The sequence below is a fragment of the Campylobacter sp. 2014D-0216 genome (assembly GCF_014931215.1).
Lineage (GTDB): Bacteria > Campylobacterota > Campylobacteria > Campylobacterales > Campylobacteraceae > Campylobacter_D.
Genome location: NZ_CP063089.1, coordinates 1,283,805 through 1,306,111, shown reverse-complemented (window position 1 = coordinate 1,306,111; position 22,307 = coordinate 1,283,805). Strand labels below are relative to the sequence as shown.

At 27.8% G+C, this 22,307-nt stretch carries 20 protein-coding genes and 1 pseudogene; 10 read left to right on the top strand and 11 right to left on the bottom strand.

Going from position 1 to position 22,307, the window contains the following annotated elements; translation table 11 throughout:
• Position 1 precedes the first annotated feature (1 nt).
• From pglJ to A0083_RS06525, 5 genes are read right to left on the bottom strand one after another with little or no spacing between them, the layout of a single operon-like run.
• Positions 2-1,102, bottom strand: a complete 1,101-nt coding sequence (pglJ, locus tag A0083_RS06545; protein ID WP_197552924.1) for an N-acetylgalactosamine-N,N'-diacetylbacillosaminyl-diphospho-undecaprenol 4-alpha-N-acetylgalactosaminyltransferase — start codon at positions 1,100-1,102, stop codon at positions 2-4.
• On the bottom strand, positions 1,102-2,169 hold the full coding sequence (gene pglH, locus A0083_RS06540) for a GalNAc-alpha-(1->4)-GalNAc-alpha-(1->3)-diNAcBac-PP-undecaprenol alpha-1,4-N-acetyl-D-galactosaminyltransferase (RefSeq protein WP_120759916.1): 1,068 nt from the start codon (positions 2,167-2,169) through the stop codon (positions 1,102-1,104). The genes pglJ and pglH overlap by 1 nt, the downstream gene beginning before the upstream one ends.
• Complete coding sequence (gene pglK, locus A0083_RS06535) at positions 2,166-3,860, bottom strand: BC-type lipopolysaccharide transporter PglK (RefSeq protein WP_197552922.1); 1,695 nt, start codon at positions 3,858-3,860, stop codon at positions 2,166-2,168. Before pglK ends, pglH begins: the two co-directional genes overlap by 4 nt.
• The gene (galE, locus tag A0083_RS06530) at positions 3,854-4,840 is read right to left on the bottom strand and encodes a UDP-glucose 4-epimerase GalE (RefSeq protein ID WP_039626879.1); all 987 of its coding nucleotides are present in this window, start codon (positions 4,838-4,840) and stop codon (positions 3,854-3,856) included. The genes pglK and galE overlap by 7 nt, the downstream gene beginning before the upstream one ends.
• Before the next feature lie 53 nt (positions 4,841-4,893).
• Complete coding sequence (locus tag A0083_RS06525; RefSeq protein WP_120759914.1) at positions 4,894-5,679, bottom strand: 3'-5' exonuclease; 786 nt, start codon at positions 5,677-5,679, stop codon at positions 4,894-4,896.
• A gap of 66 nt (positions 5,680-5,745) precedes the next feature.
• Here A0083_RS06525 and waaC point away from each other — a divergent pair, with 66 nt between their 5' ends.
• Positions 5,746-6,765, top strand: a complete 1,020-nt coding sequence (gene waaC / locus A0083_RS06520) for a lipopolysaccharide heptosyltransferase I (protein WP_043020117.1) — start codon at positions 5,746-5,748, stop codon at positions 6,763-6,765.
• Positions 6,762-7,625 carry a lipid A biosynthesis lauroyl acyltransferase gene (locus tag A0083_RS06515; RefSeq protein ID WP_197552920.1) on the top strand — a complete coding sequence of 288 codons (864 nt, stop codon included), beginning with the start codon at positions 6,762-6,764 and terminating at the stop codon, positions 7,623-7,625. Before waaC ends, A0083_RS06515 begins: the two co-directional genes overlap by 4 nt.
• On the opposite strand, the gene A0083_RS06510 is transcribed toward A0083_RS06515, so the two are convergent.
• Positions 7,603-8,844, bottom strand: a complete 1,242-nt coding sequence (locus A0083_RS06510; protein ID WP_197552918.1) for a glycosyltransferase family 2 protein — start codon at positions 8,842-8,844, stop codon at positions 7,603-7,605. The genes A0083_RS06515 and A0083_RS06510 overlap by 23 nt on opposite strands.
• A gap of 52 nt (positions 8,845-8,896) precedes the next feature.
• On the opposite strand from A0083_RS06510, the gene A0083_RS06505 reads away from it, so the two are divergent.
• On the top strand, positions 8,897-10,444 hold the full coding sequence (locus tag A0083_RS06505; RefSeq protein ID WP_197554651.1) for a glycosyltransferase family 2 protein: 1,548 nt from the start codon (positions 8,897-8,899) through the stop codon (positions 10,442-10,444).
• Positions 10,441-10,584, top strand: a complete 144-nt coding sequence (locus tag A0083_RS08165; protein ID WP_232087557.1) for a hypothetical protein — start codon at positions 10,441-10,443, stop codon at positions 10,582-10,584. Before A0083_RS06505 ends, A0083_RS08165 begins: the two co-directional genes overlap by 4 nt.
• A 688-nt stretch (positions 10,585-11,272) precedes the next feature.
• Here A0083_RS08165 and A0083_RS06495 read toward each other — a convergent pair.
• Both A0083_RS06495 and A0083_RS06490 read right to left on the bottom strand, forming a co-directional pair.
• Positions 11,273-12,475, bottom strand: a complete 1,203-nt coding sequence (locus tag A0083_RS06495) for a glycosyltransferase family 8 protein (RefSeq protein WP_197552916.1) — start codon at positions 12,473-12,475, stop codon at positions 11,273-11,275.
• Positions 12,463-13,656, bottom strand: coding sequence for a glycosyltransferase family 2 protein (locus A0083_RS06490; protein WP_197552914.1), 1,194 nt, complete (start codon positions 13,654-13,656; stop codon positions 12,463-12,465). Before A0083_RS06490 ends, A0083_RS06495 begins: the two co-directional genes overlap by 13 nt.
• Positions 13,657-13,714: 58 nt before the next feature.
• Here A0083_RS06490 and A0083_RS06485 point away from each other — a divergent pair, with 58 nt between their 5' ends.
• A complete protein-coding gene (locus A0083_RS06485) occupies positions 13,715-14,776 on the top strand; it encodes a beta-1,4-N-acetylgalactosaminyltransferase (protein ID WP_197554649.1) in 1,062 nt (353 codons plus the stop codon).
• Here A0083_RS06485 and A0083_RS06480 read toward each other — a convergent pair.
• Positions 14,748-15,647: a glycosyltransferase family 2 protein gene (locus A0083_RS06480; protein WP_197552912.1), complete on the bottom strand. Its 900-nt coding sequence runs from the start codon at positions 15,645-15,647 to the stop codon at positions 14,748-14,750. The genes A0083_RS06485 and A0083_RS06480 overlap by 29 nt on opposite strands.
• A gap of 454 nt (positions 15,648-16,101) precedes the next feature.
• Positions 16,102-16,351: pseudogene (locus tag A0083_RS08325) on the bottom strand (glycosyltransferase family 2 protein); the annotation flags it as partial.
• A gap of 82 nt (positions 16,352-16,433) precedes the next feature.
• Between A0083_RS08325 and A0083_RS06470 the strand changes: the two are divergent.
• Genes A0083_RS06470 through A0083_RS06455 form a run of 4 tightly spaced genes read left to right on the top strand, consistent with a single transcriptional unit; the run spans position 16,434 to position 20,125 of the window.
• Positions 16,434-17,333, top strand: a complete 900-nt coding sequence (locus tag A0083_RS06470) for an alpha-2,3-sialyltransferase (protein ID WP_197552908.1) — start codon at positions 16,434-16,436, stop codon at positions 17,331-17,333.
• The gene (gene neuB1 / locus A0083_RS06465; protein ID WP_197552906.1) at positions 17,314-18,345 is read left to right on the top strand and encodes a sialic acid synthase; all 1,032 of its coding nucleotides are present in this window, start codon (positions 17,314-17,316) and stop codon (positions 18,343-18,345) included. The genes A0083_RS06470 and neuB1 overlap by 20 nt, the downstream gene beginning before the upstream one ends.
• On the top strand, positions 18,342-19,454 hold the full coding sequence (gene neuC / locus A0083_RS06460; RefSeq protein ID WP_197552904.1) for a UDP-N-acetylglucosamine 2-epimerase: 1,113 nt from the start codon (positions 18,342-18,344) through the stop codon (positions 19,452-19,454). The genes neuB1 and neuC overlap by 4 nt, the downstream gene beginning before the upstream one ends.
• Positions 19,454-20,125 carry an acylneuraminate cytidylyltransferase family protein gene (locus tag A0083_RS06455; RefSeq protein ID WP_197552902.1) on the top strand — a complete coding sequence of 224 codons (672 nt, stop codon included), beginning with the start codon at positions 19,454-19,456 and terminating at the stop codon, positions 20,123-20,125. The genes neuC and A0083_RS06455 overlap by 1 nt, the downstream gene beginning before the upstream one ends.
• Here A0083_RS06455 and A0083_RS06450 read toward each other — a convergent pair.
• Positions 20,122-20,850 carry a glycosyltransferase family 25 protein gene (locus A0083_RS06450; RefSeq protein WP_197554647.1) on the bottom strand — a complete coding sequence of 243 codons (729 nt, stop codon included), beginning with the start codon at positions 20,848-20,850 and terminating at the stop codon, positions 20,122-20,124. The genes A0083_RS06455 and A0083_RS06450 overlap by 4 nt on opposite strands.
• A gap of 203 nt (positions 20,851-21,053) precedes the next feature.
• Here A0083_RS06450 and A0083_RS06445 point away from each other — a divergent pair, with 203 nt between their 5' ends.
• Positions 21,054-22,061, top strand: a complete 1,008-nt coding sequence (locus A0083_RS06445; protein WP_197552900.1) for an NAD-dependent 4,6-dehydratase LegB — start codon at positions 21,054-21,056, stop codon at positions 22,059-22,061.
• The last annotated feature ends 246 nt before the right edge of the window (positions 22,062-22,307 follow it).

Here is a 22,307-nt window from a genome sequence, read left to right as displayed (position 1 = left end):
TTTATGCCTTATTAAAAAATTCAAATAACTGTTTTGCTATGTTTATTTTGTCAAATTCTTTTGCACGTAAGAAAGCCTTTTCTCTATAAGTGGCTTTTAATGCCTCATCGTTGCACATTTTCTCTAAGCCTTCTTGCATAGCTTTTTCATCATCTACTTGAACTAAAAGTCCAAATTCATCATCTAAAAACAATTCTCTTGCACCACTTTTATGGTCAGTGCAAAGCACAGCGCTATTGCAAGCTAGACATTCGATTAGGACATTTGAAAAACCTTCAAAGCTTGAGGCAAAAGCAAAAAAGTCACATTTGCTCATATATTTATAAGGATTTTTGTCAAAACCGAGTAAAAAAACTTTGTCTTTTAAATTTAACTCCTCAATTAAAGCCAAAAGTTTATCTTTTAAAATTCCTTCACCTAAAATGACTAGTTTTAAATCAGTCTTAACTTTCGCATAAGCTTTTATAAGCATGGCGTGATTTTTACCATGATCAAGTCTACCAACACTAAGTATAAAAGGTTCTTTAAAGTCGATTGCTTCTTTAGATTTTTCTATAATACTTTCTAAATCTATAGCATTATATAAAATGTCACATTTCTTGGCTTCTATGTTGAAATTGTGCAATAAATCTTCTTTATTTCCTAAGGAATTTGCTAAGATCAAATCAGCTTTGTTGTAAAGTTTTTTGATAAGAAATTTATTGATTATAGAGTTTAGGTTATTATGCTTATAAATCACACTTGGCGTTGTGCACTCATTGATAATAAGGGTTGATTTAAGACCTAGAGATTTTGCCATTAATGCAATATAATTAGGTCTATTTAATAGCACAAATTGCAAATCTATTTTTAAATCTTCACAAAGTTTTTTGTATTTTATAGCAAGTAAAGGAAGCTTTAAAAATTTAGCTAGATTGCTTTCGCTTGGGCTTGATTTTTCAAGATAGTGAATATTTACCTCAGGAATATCATATGAAATTTTATCATTCATTAAAATCAAATGCACTTCGTATTTTAAATTTAACACAGGTAATAAGGTTGAAACAACCCTTTCAGCGCCACCACTTCCTAAAGAATAAATAAAAATTGCTAGTTTTTTCATTATTTAAGCCTTGTTTCATTGATTAAATCAAGCCATTTTTGCACTACATTTGTTACTTCATAGTCTTTACATCGTTGTTGTGCATTAAGTGCTAAAGTTTTTCTTAAATTTTCATCTTGCATTAAAAGCGCGAGTTTTTCACTTAAAGCCTTTTCATCATTTAAATCTACTAAAAACCCATCTTTTTTATCATCGATTAAATCTTTATGGCCGCTTACGTATTTTGTGCTAATACGTGCTACTTGATAGTATAAACTTTCAAGTAAAACCGTTGGTAAGCCTTCTATGAAAGAACAGAGGCAAAGTATTTTTGCTTTTTTATAAAGTTCTTGTATGTTTTCGATTTTACCTAAAAAATGAACTTTGATTTTTAATTTTTCAGCTTCTTGCTCTAGTTCTTGTCTTAATTCCCCATCGCCTGCTATAAAAAAACGATATTGATTTTGTAGATTGATGTCTAGCCTTGCTATGGCTTTTAAAAACATAGAAGCATTTTTATTATGATCAAGCCTGCCTACAAAGATGACATTGTTTTCTTTTTCTAGCTTTTCTTCTGTGAGGTTAAAATGGCAAGGATTTGGCATATTGACAACTTTTTTGACAAAGTTTTCATAATAGCTTTTATCATCATTACTTAGCACGGTTAAAGCATTTGCATATGGAAAGCTAATACGACGTAAAAATTTCCAAATTTTGGATTTTAAATAAGTATGAGAGCTATGTTCGCTGATGATTAAAGGTGTGTTTGAGCCTTTATTTGCCCAAATACAAGCGATATTGGTAGTGTCTAAAAATGAGATAAAAACATCACTCTTATGCTCTTTGAGTGCTTGTTTTAAGGCATTGAATTTTTTAATACGTGAAACTATTTTGTTATAAAGCGTAGAAAAATCAAACTGTTCTAGAGTAAAAAGTTTGATTTTTGGATCAAGCTTATAAAATGAGTCTTCTTTATGAAATTTGATAATATTTATTTCATGGTTTTTACAAAGTTCATTAGCCAAAGTAACCAAAACCCTTTCAGCGCCACCTGAATTTAAAGTGGCTATAATGAAAGTGATTTTCATATTTTTTCCTTTAAATACCCATGATTTACTTCAAATACTCTATCACAACCTTGTATAGTTGAAAGTCTATGAGCTATGATGATAAGGGTTTTGTCTTTTGAAATTTTATAAATTTCTTCCATGATTTTTGCTTCACTTTCTTGATCAAGTGCGCTAGTTGCTTCATCCAGAACTAAAATTTCAGGTTGTTGGTAAAGTGCTCTTGCTATGGCTATTCTTTGTCTTTGACCCCCGCTTAAAAAAGAACCCGAATCACCCACTTTTGTATGTATTCCCTCTTCAAGCGAATTCACAAAGCTTTCAAGATTAGCTTGTTTGATCACCTTGTGTAAAAGCGCTTCATTGATTTCTTCTCCAAAGCTAATGTTTTTTGCAATAGAATCATTAAAAAGATAAATTTGTTGAGGTATGTAGCCGATTTTACTTCTAAAACTTTTGATGTTATTTTCATCGAGTTTGACCCCATCTACCAAAATAGCTCCATCACTTGGTTTTAAAAGTCCTATGATAAGATCAACTAAAGTACTTTTACCACTACCGCTTTTGCCTATAAAAGCGATTTTTTCATTTTTCTTTAGTTCAAAATTTAAATTTTTAAATAAATTTTTCTTACCCTTGTAGGCAAAGAAAAGGTTTTTTAAAACGATTTTTTCTTTAAATTCGATACTTTCATCGCCTAACTTTTCTTCTTTTTCATTAAGCATATTATAAATAATATCTAAAGAGTTTTTATAATATGTGATTTCATTGTAACTTGTGATGATGCGATTAGCACTTGGCATAAGTCTATAAAGAGCCACTACAAAAATAGTAATGGTTGCTAAGATAGAGGAAATGTCACTTTCATATCTTAAAACCAAATATACCACAATAAAACAAAGCATACAAAAACCTATACTTTCAAGGTAAATTCTAGGTATACTTGCCATGCTTTCGTTGCTAATGTTTGCTTTGGCAAAGAGTCCACTTTGAATTTCATAAAGTTTTTGTGTGCTTTGTTCTTTGGTTTTGAGTTTGATGATTTTAAGATTGTTTAAATTTGCATTTAAAATTTCAAAATAATTTTTCATCGCTTCTTCTCTAGCTATGGAAGCTTTTTTTACTAAGGGCGAGAGGATTTTGATCAAAATAAAAGCATTTAAAAGTAAAAAAGCACTTAAAGCTAGGGTGATTTTATAGTTGATAATTAACAATAAAGCATAAAGCAAAAACACCACAAAACTTTCGCTTAACATAAGCAAAAAAGCACTAATTAAAGTACTTAAGTGAAAAACTTCTTGAGTAATGGTTTTTAAAAGTTCTGATTGGTTTTTATTGGTGAAATTTTCATATTCAAGATGTAGATATTTGTCAAAAATACGACAAGCAAGGCTGTGGTAACGCCCTTTAGAAAAGCGTGCTAGTAAATGAAAATAAAAGGCATTTAAAAAGGCTCTAAAAATATAAAAGGCAATTAATATACAGCCAAAATAAGCAACGATCTTGTAACTTGGTAAATTAAAATACTCATATATAGGTTGAAAATAAGAGCTTTTTTCTAAAAGCTCAAAATTACTTGCTACTGATACAAAAGGCATGATCAAAGAAATAGCAAAGCTTTCTATAAATCCTATAAAAATAGAAAAAATTAGCAAAGCAAATAAAAATCTTTTATCGTGAGCATCGAGTATAAAAAAAAGTTTTTTTAACACTGTTTTTCCCACTCATAAGCACTTTTGCAGATTAGTTCTAAATCATCATATTTTGGTTTCCAGTTAGTTAGAGTTTTGATTTTATCCGCATTTGAAATAAGCACAGAAGGATCTCCGGCTCTTTTTGGTGCAAGTTCTACTGTAAAATCTACCCCGCTTACTTTTTTCATGGTTTCGATCACTTCTTTTACGCTAAAACCGTGTCCATAACCTACGTTGAAGATGTTGCTTTCGTTGTTTTCTAAGTATTCTAAAGCAGCTAAATGTGCGCTTGAAATATCATCAACATGGATAAAATCTCTAATACAAGTACCATCTTTGGTATTATAATCATCGCCAAAAATATAAAGTTTTTCTCTTTTTCCTGTGGCTACTTCAGCAGCAACCTTGATAAGCAAAGTAGCTTTTGGATAGCGTTGACCTATAGGATAGCTCATGCAAGCACCCGCTACGTTGAAGTATCTTAAAATGCAGTATTTAAATTCAGGATTTGCCATATTAGCATCTTGTAGGACTTTTTCGCTCATAAGTTTGCTTTGTCCATAAGGATTGATCGGTGCTAATGGGCTTTGTTCGTCTACGATAGGAGTTTGTGGCTCTCCATAAGTCGCTGCGGTTGAAGAAAAAATGAATTTTTTCACACCTGTTTCTAGACAAGTTTGGATTAGATTACTTGTGTTTGCAGTGTTGTTCATATAGTATTTTAAAGGATTTTCCATGCTTTCAGGAACTTCAATGCTTGCTGCAAAATGCACAATTGCATCAAATTTTTCTTCTTTGAAAAGTTTTTTAATCCCAGCATAATCACTTAAATCTTGCTCAAAAAATTTAAAAGGTCTGATTTTAGAAAGTTCATCTAAGCTTTTTTTACTACCTTTTGAAAGATTATCTAATACACAAATTTCATGATTTGTTTCTAAAAACTGTTTTAAAGTATGAGAGCCTATGTATCCTGCGCCACCGGTGATTAAAATTTTCATTTTTATCCTTTTTGTGTTATTTAATATTAGTTATTTTAATATACTTTTCTTAATTAATTTAAAACTTTACTCTTTTCTTTTTCTATGGCCTCTAAAAATGGCTTTTGATAGCTTTTATCGCTGTGTTTTTGCAAAAGTTCTTCTTTGAAATTTTCTAAAATATTAAGATAATCTTCTTGGGTTAAGTTGCCCTTGATGAGTTCGTATTTTAAAAATAGCATATAAGTGTTTAACACATCACTTTCACAGTATTCGTGAATTTTTTCTAATTTGTTTTGATAAAAGAGTTCTAATACCTCATTTCCATGCACATCATACTTTCCAGGAAGTCCTGCCATAGCACAAAGTGTGTCAAGTCTTAAGCCTTTTTGACCAAAACTCCCTAAAGATTCTAATAAATCACAGTGTTTATTTTCTATAAATTTGCTTTTGTAGTTATTCCATTTATCACTTGCATCTAAATAAGCACTTGCGTTGATGTTGTATTTTAACGCTCTTATAACAAGTAAAGGCATATCATAGCTTTTGCCATTAAAACTTACAAGGCGAGGTTGGTGTTTATCTATGAAGTTAAAAAATTCTTCTAGCATTTGTTTTTCGCTTTCGCCTTTGATTTTATTAACTTTGATGAAATTTCCAAATTTATCTGCAATCACTGCGCAAATACTTACAACTTTATGAAAAGGCAGGGGTAAAAACTCACTTCCGCTTTCTTCTTTTTGTTTTTCTAAAGCTTGCTTGCTAATGCTTAAATCATCACCATTAAAACCATAAAGATGTTTTATTAATTCTACATCAGGAATGCTCTCACAATCAAAAACGCAAATATATTCTTGCATAATAAACCTTTTTTTAAAAAAATCTTTGTTAAAATCATAACAGAAAATTTAAAAATAAAGTAGCACATGAAAATAGGTTTGGTTAAATTATCTGCACTTGGTGATATCATCCATGCGGTGATTGTTTTGCAATTTATTAAAAAGCATTATCCTAAGGCGAGTATTGATTGGTTTGTAGATGCAAGATTTGCAGGATTATTGCAAGATCATCCAATGATCAATGAAGTATATGCCCTACCTTTAAAAGATAGAAAATTCAAAGAAGTCTTTGCTATGCTTTTTGAAGCAAGACAAAACAAATATGATGTTGTGATTGATTTACAAGGTTTAATCAAGTCTGCATTGGTGAGTAAATTTTTATGCGCTAATACTTTTGGTTTTGATCAAGAAAGCATAAAAGAAAGCTTCGCGAGTAATTTTTATGCGCATAAATTTGCGTGTAATTATGAAGAAAATATTGTCGTGCGTAATCTTTCTTTGGTGGCTTATGTGTTAAATGAGCATTTTGATCATAGTGATATAGAATTAAAACAAAGTTGCTTTAGTATAGATGATGAGTTAAAGGAAAGCTTAGAGCAAAGATTATCTTTGAATGAAAGTGCGCCTAACATACTCATACATGTAGGATCATCTATGCCAAATAAAATTTACCCAAAAGAGCGTTTGATACTACTTTGTAGAATGCTTTTGGAGCATTTTGCTAGTGCAAAAATCATACTTGGCTGGGGCAATGTAGGGGAATTTAATTTTGCTAAAGATATGGTTTTAAATTTAAAACATCTAAAAATAGAACTTGCGCCAAAATTAAGCTTAAGTGAGCTTTGTGCTTTAACCAAGGTAAGTGATCTAATCATCGGAAATGATAGTGGGCCTACTCATTTAGCTTTTGCATTAAACAAACCTTCTATAACGATCTTTGGTGCTACTCCTAGTCAAAGAAATACCTATGAAACCAATATCAATAAAACAATCAATGCAGGTAAAAAAATATCGCAATCAAAGCATATAGATAAGAGTGATTTTTGTATACAAAATATCGATGAAAAAGATATTTTTAAACTTGCTTGTGAGCTTTTAGAAAAATGATAAATTATGTATATTTAAGTCTTTTTTATGCATTAAAGGTGCTTGTGGGAATTTTACCTGCAAAACTTTTAAATTCTTTTGCAAATTTGGTTGCTTTAATCACTTATAAGTTAAATCGTAAGCACCGTAAAATCATCGATGTTAATTTAAAAATTTGCTTTCCTGAAAAAGATCAAAAATGGCGTGATGAAACTAGCCTTAATATCTATAAAAATTTTGCTAAATTTGGGATTGATTTTATCAAAAATCAAAATGCAAGTAAAGAAGAAATCATCAATAAAATTTGCTTTGATGATGAGGAACAAATTTTAAATATAATGCAAAGCAAAAAACCTTTGATCGTAACTACGGCCCATTATGGCAACTGGGAGCTTTTGGCTTTATCTTTTGGGGCTAAGTTTCAAGGAATTTCCATAGTTGGAAGAGCGCTTGATAGTATGGTAATGGATAAAATTTTAAGCAAAAATCGCACGCAGTTTAACATAGAGCTTATAGAAAAAAAAGGTGGACTTAAAAAAATGCTAAAAGCCTTAAAAGAAGGCAAGTCTCTTGGAATTTTAACTGATCAAAATGCAGTAGATAGTGAAAGTATAAAAATACAGTATTTTGATCAAGAGGTAAATTTCATAGCAGGTGCAAGCGTGCTTGCAAAAAAAACAAATGCTATGATTTTGCCTTGTTTTGTGTATCAAAAAGATGAAAAATTTTTTGTAAAAACTTTTAAGGCCTTAGAAGCAAGTAAGGCAAGTGTAGAAGAGCTTACCAAATACCAAGCAAAATGTTGCGAAGAGATGATTAAATTTAAACCTGATGAGTATTTTTTCTTTCATAAGAGGTTTAAAAAAACAGAGAAGTATTAGATAAAAATAAATTTTTTAAATTTTTAATTTTTTTGGGATGGCGTATAAGATAAATAAAAATATGTTTAACCATTAATATTTTATTTTGTTTAAAGAAATTTGATAATTTCTTTATATTTAGCGGATCGATGCTTAGGTTTGTTTTTATAATATTACAATGCCAAGACAGGGAGTTGTGAAAAAAAATATCACTTTGCTTGTTTTTATTTGTAAAAGCTGTATAAAAGTTGTGAATTGCAATGCCGGATTTTACCAAGCAAAAATGGTAAAAATACGCTTTTGCTTTGTCAATATCATTAAAATATAAATTAATTTCATGTAAATATTTTGGAATTTGCGAATGTCTTATTTTTTTTGAGCTAGAAGAATTGTCTCTTACCCTATAAACCATTAAAATAGTATTGATGAAAAAAAATTTTTTTGAAAGCATAAATAATATAATTCCAAAATCATTATCCTCGTTATAAATTCCATGAGTGAAACGAAGATTATATTGATTTAATATATTAGCTTGAAAAGCACCTTGCCATGTAAAAACAAAAGAGTATCTTTTGCTATTAATTATAATATTTGAGGCTAAATCACAAAAATGAGTTTTGATGTGATTTGGTATGTCAAAGTGGTGCTTATTGGTAAATTTATTTTGATTTTCTAGAAATCTACACAAGTTATGTGTGCAAATATCTAAATCTTTTTCAACCATTTCTTTTACGCAAAGTTCTATACAATTGTTTAAAAAATAATCATCAGAATCCAGAAAGTGAATTATAGAATTTGGTAGTTCCTGGACTAAGAAATCATTTATATTTTCGATACTTGTTTTTATGTATCTTTTTTGAATTTGTATAAAATTCGATTTTATAGTTTCTTTATTAATTATTTTTGTATTTTTATCAAAAGTGTGAGTTGAAGTAAAAGAGATTATGTCTTGTTCGATGTTATCTTCAAAAAAACTTCTAAGTTTAGTCCCTTTTATAAATTCTAAGCCCATATTTCTTGCAGAAGATTGACCCCCATTTTCCTTAGAGATTAGAAATATTCTTTCATCTTTATTGAGATATTCTAAAGCTATATCTAAGCTTTCATCATCACTCCCATCATTAACCAAAATAATATCTAAATTTCTATAAGTTTGATTAATAACACTATCTAGGCATTCTTTTAGGTACGGTGCTACATTGTATATTGGTATAATAATAGAGACTAAAGGATTATTCATGTATACTTCTTTTATAAAATATAATATAAATTTTATTAAAAAGAAGCTTAATATGGATTTAAAGCAAATTAGTGTGATAATGATGGTTAAAAATGCCCAAAAAACTTTAAAAGCTTGCTTGGAGTCTTTGCAAGAATTTGGTGAGATCGTTTTGATAGAAAATGGTAGCAATGATGATACTTTGAAAATTGCTTATGAATTTAGTAAAGGTTATAAAAATATCAAGATTTATCAGCATGAATTTATAGGTTTTGGACCTTTGAAAAATTTAGCTATAAGTTATGCTAGTAATGATTGGATTTTTAATATTGATGCAGATGAGCTTGCTAAGAAAGAATTTTTACAAGAACTAAAGCAAATTGAGCCCAATAAAGAAGATATCATAGCCTTACCAAGAGAAAATTTATACAATGGAGAGTGGATTAAAGCTTGTGGGTGGTGGCCTGATCATGTAATGCGTGTGTTTAATAAAACTCATACTAGTTTTAATGAAAATTTGGTGCATGAGAGTTTGATTTTGCACGAAGACAGTAAAAAGATTAAACTGCAAAATGGTTTGAGGCATTTTGCTTTTGATGATATCGATGGATTGTTAGATAAACTTCAAAAATACTCCAAACTTTGGGCTTTGCAAAATTTACATAAAGAAAGTAGTGTTTGTAAAGCTTTGCTAAGAGGAATTTGGACTTTTTTTAGAAATTATGCTTTAAAAAAGGGAATTTTTTATGGTTATAAAGGCTTTATCATAAGTACTTGCAATGGTCTTGGGGCTTTTTTTAAATATATGAAATTATATGAGTTAAAAAAGCAAAAGCCAAAAACTTGTGCTTTAATCATCACAACCTATAATCAAAAAGAAAGACTTGCTTTGGTGCTTGATAGTGTTAAAAACTTAGAACCTTTACCAGATGAGGTTTTAATAGCTGATGATGGAAGCAAGGAAGATACGGCTAAGCTTATACAAGCTTATCAAAAAGATTTTCCTTGCAAGTTAGAGCATATTTGGCAAGAAGATGAGGGATTTCGTGCTGCGGCAAGCCGCAACAAAGCGATTAGGGCTTCAAATAGTGAATATATTGTTTTAATCGATGGTGATATGATTTTAGAAAAAAATTTTATCAGAGATCATTTAAAATTTGCCAGTTTAAAGACTATTTTGCAAGGATCAAGAATTATTTTAGGTGAAGAAGAAAGTAAAGAACTTTTAAGTAAAAATGATTTTAGTTTGGCTTTTAACAAAAAGGGTTTGAAAAATCAAAGAAATATTTTTTTAGCTAAATGTGTATATAAATTTTCAAAATTAACTAAGAAATTTTTTAAAAAATCACAACTTGTCAAAGGTAGTAAAACTTGTAATATGAGTTTTTATAAAAGTGATTTTGAAGTTATTGGGGGATTTAATGAAAAATTTATAGGCTGGGGTAGGGAAGATAGCGAGTTTGTAGCTAGATTTTTATTTAATGACGGAGCATTTAAAAGGCTTAAATTTAATGCCCTAGCTTATCATATTTACCATGAAGAAAATAGCAAAAATATGCTTGAAATCAATCATCAAATTTATCTTGATACTGTAAAAAATGAAAAAGTGACTTGGAAATGAAAATTTTATTACTTAATTGGGGACGGGGTATTACCATAGGAGGTGGTGCCGAAAGGGTTGTTGCAAATTTGGCAAATGCACTTTTTGAGCTTGGGCATGATATAAAATTTTTAGTTTTTATAAACAAGGAATTGATGTAGTTTATAAATTAAATGACAATATTAAAATAGATTATTTGCATAATAAATCAAGAGCTGATGTAAAAAAAGAAAAATTATTTTATAAGCTATATTTATAAGCATTATGAGAGTTTTTTACTAAAACAAAGATATAAAAATATTGATGTGATGATTTTTAATAATTGCCCTCATTTTCCTTTCTTTAAAAATAAAAATACAAAATATATCAATTTTGTTCATATGAGTTTAAAAAATATAGAAGAAAAAAATAATTATTTTGATACGTATTGTTGGTCAAGTTAAAATTTGTAAACATGTGCAAGAAGATATAAAATACAAAGAGTGGGTTTAAATATAGTTGAAGAGAGTGAATTAAAAAATACTATAAAAAGCAAAATAAAAGATTATAAGATTGAAAATTTAGTCATATTAAAATCTTTTGCAAAAGATATAAAAAAGGAATATTTGTAATCTGGTATTTATATAATGTGTGGCTATTGGAAAGGTTTTGGTTGAGAGTGTAAATTATACTTTTAAGTATCACCTTTAATACTGATATTAGACTCTGGTGGTATTATAGAAGATGATAAAAATGGGTATTTAATTGAGAGGATAGCAACTTATAAGGGTTTGCAAATAAATCAAAGGGTAAAAGAAAATATCTTTTTGCAATTTTTTAAGAAAAATTATGTAAAAATAACAAAGGTTATTAAGCTCTCGATTTATTTGCATATTTTTTAAAATGATAAATAATTTTTAAGGATTTAAAATATACGCTAAAGAAATTTTTATTGGAGTTTCTAGCATATAAAATAGCAGTGCCTAATATGCAGCAAACCCCAAAGATATTATCTTGAATTTTCTTTGCTTGATATATATACCGTGAATCATCATTTGTTCGTTTGATTAAAAAGTAAATCTTAAATAAGTTGAATTTTAAAGTAGCTTTTAAGAGTTCTTGTCCTAATCCAGCACACAATAAATGAGTATTAGTTTTGAGTTTGTTTTTAAGTAGTTCACGGTTGAAGATAGGGGTATTTTCTGCTATTTGCCACCAATGGTCATTTATATTTTTGTTATTATAATCAAAATAAGATTTTAAAAATCTCCAAGGCTTCTCTCCATAATGAAGAATTTTTGGATTTTTACTAGCAATATTAAACTCAGAACGAGTGTAGTTTAGTCTATTTTTACTCTCATCTTTGCAGATTACATAACAAAATGCAACAGTGCTGAAGTTATAAGAAAAGTCAAATTTTAATTGATGTTGTGGTTTTATGACCGCATTTAGCAAATCCTGATCCGCGGCTTTTATATAGTAGCATTTACTAGCTAAATCCTCGCATTTTTGCTCTATATTGTGTTTATTCCATTCTTTTAAGTTGATAAGTAAAAAACCTGAGTTGAAATAATTTTCATCGAAGCGATGAATTATTTTTTTATTGTTTTCTATGTATTTTATTTTATTTTTTTTAGATCCAAGATCACCAACAACCCCTGCTATTTTATTATGAAGATCTATGGTAAATATTTTTCTTATGTCGCACATACAGAGCATGTCAGAATCTAAATACAAACACTTTTCGATATTTTTGTTAAAAATTAGGCTTAATTTTAACCTATAGTAGGGAATTTTTAAACTATGGGCAGCTCCTGAATTTGGAAAATTAATAAAATCATTATCGTTTTGAATATGAATGATAATTTCACATGGAAATAGTTTATCTAATGTATTTTGTAATTTTAAAAGTTTATTTCGATTTTTATTACTGACAAAATTGCTTAGTATGTGAAAATAATATTTTTCATTTCTCATCTTTTGGTGTTTGTTTGTGTTAAATACTATACTTGTAATTAAAACCGCGGTATATTTTATATATGATTCATCGGCGCTAAAAACTATATGATACATTTGAAGCCTATTATTTTTTTTGGGTGTCTTATGTAATTTCTTAGTTTTAGGTATATGTTATATAATGTTATATTTTTTACAAATGTTCGAATTTCATTTTTTAAATTTAAAGGATCATTTGTGATTTTTATATCAAAATAATGAATATAATATCTTTTAATACTTTTTTTCAAAAAGTCATCATTTATATATTGATTAAAAAGATATATGTTTTGTGCGATTACAATATCACAATATATTTTAAAATATATTCTAAGTTCTAAGTAGTTTTTAAAATAATTTTTTAAATGGTGTAAAGATTTTGGTATTTTTTTTGTTGAATTATCAAAATTAGTAATGCTGCCTTGTCGGATTCTATAGGTTAATAATGTTTTTTCGGTATGGAACATTTTGTTTGCTAAGTAAAATAGTATGGTTCCAAAATCATGGTCTTCGTGGTAAATTCCATGAGTGAAACGAAGATTATATTGATTTAATATATTAGCTTGAAAAGCACCTTGCCATGTAAAATAGAAATTGTATTTTTTATTTAGCTTTATTAGGTATGATGGGTTATATTTACTGTTGCCGGGTAGCTTTTCAAAAAATTTTTTTGTAGTTTTTCCAGTAGTTTCATTGTCTTCTTGATGATTATGTGTGCAAATATCTAAATCTTTTTCAACCATTTCTTTTACGCAAAGTTCTATACAATTGTTTAAAAAATAATCATCAGAATCCAGAAAGTGAATTATAGAATTTGGTAGTTCCTGGACTAAGAAATCATTTATATTTTCGATACTTGTTTTTATGTATCTTTTTTGAATTTGTATAAAATTCGATTTTATAGTTTCTTTATTAATTATTTTTGTATTTTTATCAAAAGTGTGAGTTGAAGTAAAAGAGATTATGTCTTGTTCGATGTTATCTTCAAAAAAACTTCTAAGTTTAGTCCCTTTTATAAATTCTAAGCCCATATTTCTTGCGGAGCTTAGTCCCCCATTTTCCTTAGAGATTAGAAATATTCTTTCATCTTTATTGAGATATTCTAAAGCTATATCTAAGCTTTCATCATCACCCCCATCGTTAACCAAAATAATATCTAAATTTCTATAAGTTTGATTAATAACACTATCTAGGCATTCTTTTAGGTACGGTGCTACATTGTATATTGGTATAATAATAGAGACTAAAGGATTATTCATGTATACTTTCATTAGATTGATTTTTTATATTATATCCAAAAAAGAAAAACAAGAGAGCATGAAAACAAGAGAGATAATTATAAAAATATTTTTATTTTTTATACCTATAAGTCATATAAGAAAAAAAATAAGATTTTTTTTGGATAACAAGATTATTACATTACAAAAAATAGATTCTGTATTAAATGGAAATTTAGCATATAAAATGAACTTGTTTTCCAATGATTACTTTCTTGAAGTTAATAAAACTATTTGTAATACAAAAAAACATAAAGGATTTTTTGATTTTGATCCAAAATCAAAAGACCCAAAAACTCCTTTAAATCCTTGGGCTTTTATAAGGGTAAAGAATGAGGCTACAACCTTAAGAGCTTCGCTAGAGAGCATATTGCCCGCCATACAAAGAGGTGTTATAGGATATAATGACTGTACCGATGGAAGTGAGGAAATTATTTTAGAATTTTGTAAGCAGTATCCTTCTTTTATACCAGTAAAATATCCTTATGAAGTGCAAATTGAAAATCCACAAGGTGAAGAAAATAAACTTTATAGCTATTATAATTATATTGCAAGTTTTATTCCTCAAGGAGAATGGCTTATAAAAATAGATGTAGATCATTACTATGATGCTAAAAGGCTATACAAGAGTTTTTATATACCTAAAAAAGATTATCATGTGGTTAGTTATTCTAGAATAGATTTTGTATTTAACGATGGGAAATTTTATGTTTATCAGGATAGAGATGGAATGGTTTTAAGGGCTCCTGGAGACTGCTTATTGATACAAAATACTAATTTATTTTGGAGAGAAGTGCTGATTGAAAGAAATAGTTTTAATTGGAATATAGTTGATATTAAATCAAAATTTACAAAATCTTATGAAGTTTTATCTTTTAAAAAGAAAGTTTTCTTTTATACAGAACTTAATAATTATCATTTCCCATTTATAAAAAGTTGCAGAAAAAACGATTGTAATCAATTAACTTGGATTGACTTGGATGAATTTATTAAGGATAATAAAGAAAAATTAAAAAATCAAATAGACTTTGAAATGCTAGAATATAGAGTGCTAAAGCAAATATACAAAAAGCTTACATCTTTAGAAAGCGATAAAATTTAAATTGAATTTTTTTAAAAAAAATATTGAATTTGCAATAAAGGGAATTTTTCTTACCTGACAATGAATATTTTTCAATCAATAAAAAATATTTAATTAAAAACAATAAAGCCAAATTAAAATTGTAATTATGTTGTATTTTTTTTAGTAGATTGACAACATTATCTTGTTGTTGTATGTTTGTGTTTATATTTTGTAATGTTGATACTCCTGTTATAGAGGAGTTATTTATTTGATAATTATATAGATTTTTATTCAAACAAAATATAGTATTTGAGATATTTATTAAAGGATAATATAGCAAAACATCTTCGGCCATATTGATTTTAATATTTTTTTCTAGTGGTATTAGATCAAAGGCATCTAGATATAACTCTTTTTTTATGACTTTTCCCCATATTGTCCAAAAGAGATTTTTAGTTTTTAATAGCTTCTTTAAAAAGTCTTTTTTTGTATAATATTTTTCTTGAAAATTCAATTTTCTTTCTGTTTTACTACTGTTATTTAACACAAATACATCAAAAAATACTAAATCTAATTTTTTGTTTGTGTTTAAAATTTTAGCACATTCTTCACAAGCATTAAGCTCTAAATAATCATCCGGATCTAAAAACATTATATAAGGTGAAGTTGCCACTTTGACACCTTCATATCTTGCTCTTAAAAGTTTTAAATTCTCTTCATTGTGTATGATTTTTATCCTATCATCTTTACTAGCATATTCTTTAGCTATATCTATGCTTTTATCATTACCAAGGTCATCTACTATAATGATTTCTATGTCTTTAAAAGTTTGATTGATACAACTTTCTAATGCTCTAGCTATATATTTTTCTACATTATAAGTTGGTAGTATGATAGAAATTTGACTCATGATTTATCTTTTTGGTAATTTAAAACTAAATATAATGTTATAACATAAAAATAAATAAAAGCTTATTTAAAAAAAAGAATAAGTTTTTAATTTTTTGTGTTAGATTTATTGTTGGATCTTTAAAAAGATTTCTCTTCACGATATTCTTCAAAGTTATGTGTGCAAATATCTAAATCTTTTTCAACCATTTCTTTTACGCAAAGTTCTATACAATTGTTTAAAAAATAATCATCAGAATCCAGAAAGTGAATTATAGAATTTGGTAGTTCCTGGACTAAGAAATCATTTATATTTTCGATACTTGTTTTTATGTATCTTTTTTGAATTTGTATAAAATTCGATTTTATAGTTTCTTTATTAATTATTTTTGTATTTTTATCAAAAGTGTGAGTTGAAGTAAAAGAGATTATGTCTTGTTCGATGTTATCTTCAAAAAAACTTCTAAGTTTAGTCCCTTTTATAAATTCTAAGCCCATATTTCTTGCAGAAGATTGACCCCCATTTTCCTTAGAGATTAGAAATATTCTTTCATCTTTATTGAGATATTCTAAAGCTATATCTAAGCTTTCATCATCACTCCCATCATTAACCAAAATAATATCTAAATTTCTATAAGTTTGATTAATAACACTATCTAGGCATTCTTTTAGGTACGGTGCTACATTGTATATTGGTATAATAATAGAGACTAAAGGATTATTCATGTATACTTTAGTTTTATGTTTATTTTAAATCAGCGTAAATAAAATATATTATAATTAAATTTGTTAATCAAAGGAAGCTTTCTTGGTAAATAATGCTTTGGTTTGCGGTAACGGTCCTAGTTTAAAAAATATAGATTATAAAAGGTTGCCAAAAGAATTTGATGTATTTAGATGTAATCAGTTTTATTTTGAAGATAAATATTTTGTGGGTAATAATATTAAATATGCCTTTTTTAATCCTTTTGTGTTTTTTGAGCAATACTATACTAGTAAAAAACTCATACAAAATGGAGAATATATTATAGAAAATATAGTTTGCTCTACTTTTAATTTACCATTAATAGATGATGAGAATTTTATAAAATTATTTCCTAGTTATTTTTGTGATGCATTATTAGGGCATGAAGTATTATCTAAAATAAATGATTTTCTTGTATTTGTGAAATACAATGAAATTTATGAAAACAAAAGAATAACTTCTGGAATTTATATGTGTGCTGCTGCTGTTGCTTTAGGATATAAAAATATATATTTGACAGGTATTGATTTTTATGATGATAAAAATAACATGTATGCATTTGAAAGTAAACAGTGTAATATATTAAGTCTACTACCAAATTTTAATGATAAAGATAGTGTTTATGAAGGTCATTCTAAAAATTTCGATCTAGATGCTTTAATTTTTTTAAAAGAAAAATATAGTATCAATTTCTATACCTTAAATGAAAATAGATCAATTAGTAAATATATAGATTTGGCACCTATAAAGAATAGTAATTTTATATTAAAAGATAAACCGAGTGATTATATAAATGATATTTTGATACCAAATTCCGAATATAAAAATACCATATATAAGGTGCAAAATCAAGATTTAAAACTTAAACAAAATATATATTATAAGCTATTTAAAGACTTGTTCCATCTTCCAAGTGACTTAAAACACTACTTAAAGGAAAAATATGCAAATAAAAATAGATAAATTAACTATTTCTCAAAAAAATCCTTTGGTAATCCCAGAAATAGGTATAAACCATAATGGTAGTTTAGAGATAGCAAAACTTATGGTAGATGCAGCCAAAAGAGCAGGAGCTAAGATAATAAAACACCAAACTCATATAGTTGAAGATGAAATGAGTCAAGAAGCTAAAAGTGTTATACCGGGTAATGCAAATATTAGCATTTATGAGATTATGGAACAATGTGCATTGAACTATAAAGATGAATTAGCTTTAAAAGAGTATGTAGAAAAGCAAGGTTTGGTGTATCTTAGTACCCCATTTAGTAGAGCTGCAGCAAATCGTTTGGAAGATATGGGTGTAAGTGCTTATAAGATAGGCTCAGGTGAATGCAACAATTATCCTTTAATAAAACATATAGCACAATTTAAAAAACCTATGATTATAAGCACCGGAATGAATAGCATAGAAAGTATAAAACCCACAGTTAAGATACTTAGAGATTATGAAATACCTTTTGTTTTGCTTCATACTACAAATTTATACCCCACTCCATCGCATTTAGTAAGATTACAAGCTATGTTAGAATTACATAAAGAATTTAATTGTCTTTATGGACTCAGTGATCACACTACAAACAATCTTGCTTGTTTAGGCGCTGTTGCGCTAGGAGCAAGTGTACTAGAAAGACACTTTACAGATACCATGGATAGAAAAGGCCCTGATATAGTTTGCTCTATGGATGAAAATGCTTTAAAAGATCTTATAAATCAAACGCAAGAAATGGTACTTTTAAGAGGTGATAATAATAAAAACCCTTTAAAAGAAGAGCAAGTAACTATTGATTTTGCATTTGCTAGCGTAGTAAGTATTAAAGATATAAAAAAGGGTGAAATTTTATCTATGGATAATATTTGGGTAAAAAGACCTTCAAAAGGTGGCATAAGTGCAAAGGATTTTGAAGCCATACTTGGAAAAAGAGCAAAAAAAGATATAAAAAATAATATACAACTAACTTGGGATGATTTTGAATGAAAAAAATAGTTTTTGTTAGTGGAACTAGAGCTGATTTTTCTAAAATAAAATCACTAATGATGAAAGTTGAAAATTCAAATGAATTTGAATTGTTTATATTTGCAACCGGTATGCATATGAGTAAAAAGTTTGGCTCTACGTATACGGAAATAGAAAAATGTGGTTTTAAAAATATATATAAATATATAAATCACGATAAGTATTATCAGATGGATAAAGCTTTATCATCAACAATAGATGGTTTTTCTAAATTTATACATGAGATAGAACCTGATTTGATAGTAGTGCATGGTGATAGAGTAGAGCCTTTGGCTGCTGCTATAGTAGGAAGTTTAAATAACATCTTGGTGGCACATATAGAAGGTGGAGAGCTTTCGGGAACTATAGATGAGAGTTTGAGACACGCTATTAGCAAATTAGCACATATTCATTTAGTAAATGATGAAATAGCAAAAAAAAGATTAATACAAATGGGTGAAGATGAGAAATCTATTTTTATTATAGGTTCTCCTGATTTAGAATTGCTAAACAATACTATATCTTTAGATGAGGCAAAAAAATATTATGATATAGAATTTAAAAATTATGCCATAGTTATATTTCACCCGGTTACAACCGAAATAAACTCTTTATATAAACAAAGTGAAGAGTTTGTAAATGCTCTTATAAAGAGTAATAAAAATTATATAGTTGTTTACCCAAATAACGATTTAGGCTTTGAGTTAATTTTGCAAAACTACGAAAGACTTAAAAATAATAAAAGATTTAAAATTTTTCCTTCCTTAAGATTTGAGTATTTTATAAGTTTGCTAAAAAATGCTGATTTTATCATAGGAAATTCAAGTTGTATAATAAAAGAAGCTTTATATCTTAATGTAAATGGAATTTTAGTTGGCTCAAGACAAGATGGCAGAACTGATGTTAATAAAATAATAAGAGTAAAAGCAGAAGAAAAAGATATATTAGAAGCAATTTTAAATACCAATAAATGCGCCAGTATTGAAAATAAAAGACTAGAATTTTTAAATAGTTCTGAGCAATTTTATAAACTATTAAAAAATAATATTTTATTTACCATAAACAAGCAAAAAATATTTAGGGATATATAATGACTTTAGGCATAATACCTGCTCGAGGTGGTTCAAAAGGTATAAAAAATAAAAATTTGGTTCTTTTGCATGATAGGCCTTTATTGTATTATACTATCAATGCGGCAAAAAAATCAAAATATATAGATAAAATTGTCTTAAGTAGTGATAGTGATGATATATTGGCGTATGGACAAACTCAAAATATAGATGTGTTGAAAAGACCTAAAGAATTAGCGTTAGATGATACAACTAGTGATAAGGTTGTATTGCATGCCTTGAATTTTTATAAAGATTATGAAAATATTATTTTGTTACAACCTACTTCACCTTTAAGAATGAGTATGCATATAGATGAAGCTTTTTTAAAATTTGAAAATGAAAACTCAAATGCATTAATAAGTGTTATAGAGTGTGATAATAAAATTTTAAAAGCTTTTGTAGATGACAATGGTAATTTAAAAGGAATCTGCGACAATAAATATCCATTTATGCCTAGACAAAAATTACCAAAAACTTATATGAGCAATGGTGCAATTTATATAGTAAAGTCAAATTTATTTTTGAATAATTCAACTTTTTTGCAAGATAAAACAACTTACTACATAATGGATGAAAAAGCTAGTTTGGATATAGATAATCTTGAAGATTTAAATAAAGCTGAAAGAATTATAAAAGGTTTTATTGCTTAAGTTATTTTTTTGTTATATGTCAATTTTAAAATCAAAAAATAAAATCTTATAATCTCTCTTATAATTTTAGAGGGTATGTTAAGTTTCTTTTTTCTTTGTGTTATGGTAGTTTCTACATGATTTAAATCAAGTAAAAATGGTTTATAGATGATGTTTTGTGCTTTATTGTAATAATACATATCCATATAATCATCTACAGGTTTAAACCAACTTTTTGCCTTTTTGATAAACTTTTTTGCGGCATTTGGGCGCAAAAAATATCCTTGTGTGCCGCCGATATTCTCATAACTTATGCAAAAATTGTTGTTTAAATGATGTGTTTTTTTATCAAAAAGATAATAAAATCTTATGTATTCATAGTTGCTATTTAGTAGTTTTTCAATGATGTTTGAATTGTTTAAAAATTCATCACTAAAAACAACATCATCTTCTAAAATGATAATAGGGTTATTGAGTTCTTGGCATTTTTTCCATAAACTATAATGAGATGCAAAGCATGATTTTTCACTATCGCTAAGTTCACGCCCAAGTATAAATTGACACCACCATGGGAAGTGGTTTTTAAACTGCAAATGCTCATTTTTAGAACCATCGATGGCTTTAAAAAATTCAAATTCTAGTTGATTTTTTAAATCCGGATTGTATGTAAAAAGTTTTTGAATTTGTTCTTGCATAAATTTTTTTCTATCTTTTGAGCGTTCTAGATTGATGATAAAAACTTTTATTTTTTCCAAACTCTACTCTCTAATCCTAAAATTTCTTTCTCTAAAACTTCTAATATTTTTTCATTAAAATGCTTATGTGGAAAAATATTAGCTAATTTTTTAATGTATTTTAAACTCCGTTTTTTATGCTCATAATTTTGCCATAAAATTGCTTTATTTTTTATATAAATGGTATTATTATATAAAAATTTATGAGAAGTTATATGAAAAAGATATTAGTTACCGGTGCAGATGGTTTTATAGGTTCGCATTTAGTGGAAATGCTTTATGTACAAAGTAAAGATGATAATTCTCCATTTTATGGTTACACTATCAAAGCCTTAAGTCAGTATAATTCTTTTAATTATTGGGGTTGGCTTGAAGATATTGAGTGTTTGAAAGATATTGAAGTGGTCTGTGGGGACATTAGAGACCCGCATTTTTGTAAAAACATTACCAAAGATGTGGAAATCATCTTCCATTTGGCAGCTTTGATAGCTATACCTTTTTCGTATGTTGCTCCAGATAGCTATGTAGATGTTAACATAAAAGGCACTTTAAATATCTGCCAAAGTGCATTAGAAAATAATGTAAGGCGTATTATTCACACAAGTACAAGTGAGGTTTATGGTACGGCTTTGTATGTGCCTATTGATGAAAAACATCCTTTGCAAGCTCAAAGCCCATACTCAGCAAGTAAGATAGGTGCTGATTCTATGGCGATGAGTTTTTATAATGCATTTAACCTCCCACTTACTATAGCAAGACCTTTTAATACTTATGGTCCAAGACAAAGTGCAAGGGCGGTAATCCCGACTATTATCACACAAATTGCAAATGGCGCTAAGCAAATCAAACTCGGAGATGTAAGTCCTACTAGAGATTTTAATTATGTAAAAGACACTTGTTTAGGTTTTTTAGAGCTAGCTAAATGCCAACAGGCTATAGGTGAAGTGGTAAATATAGGATCAAATTATGAAATAAGCATAAAAGACACCTTAGAGCTTGTTAAAAAATTGATGAAATCAAATGTGGAATTTGTCACAGAAAACGAACGCATTAGACCTGAAAATAGCGAAGTATTTAGACTATGGTGTGATAATAGCAAGCTCAAAAGTCTTACCGATTTTACTCCACAATATGATATAGAAAAAGGCTTAGTTCAAACTATAGAGTGGTTTAAAAATCCTTTAAATTTAAGAAAATATAAAAGCGACATTTATAATGTTTAATAATATAAAATGAAAAAAATGAAATGTGTTTATCAAAATATAAACACATGGTAATGTAGGTTAGTATCTTCTTGTATCCATTGCAAGAGATTAAATTTATAATAAATTAAATATATGATGTTGTTTACGATTTTATCTGCTTATTTGCATATATGAAAATTAACGTCTAGTTTATTGCTTTTTAATGAAAAAATAAATTTAAAAAAATGATGCTTTTAACCACCTTTAAAAGATATTAATTTATAT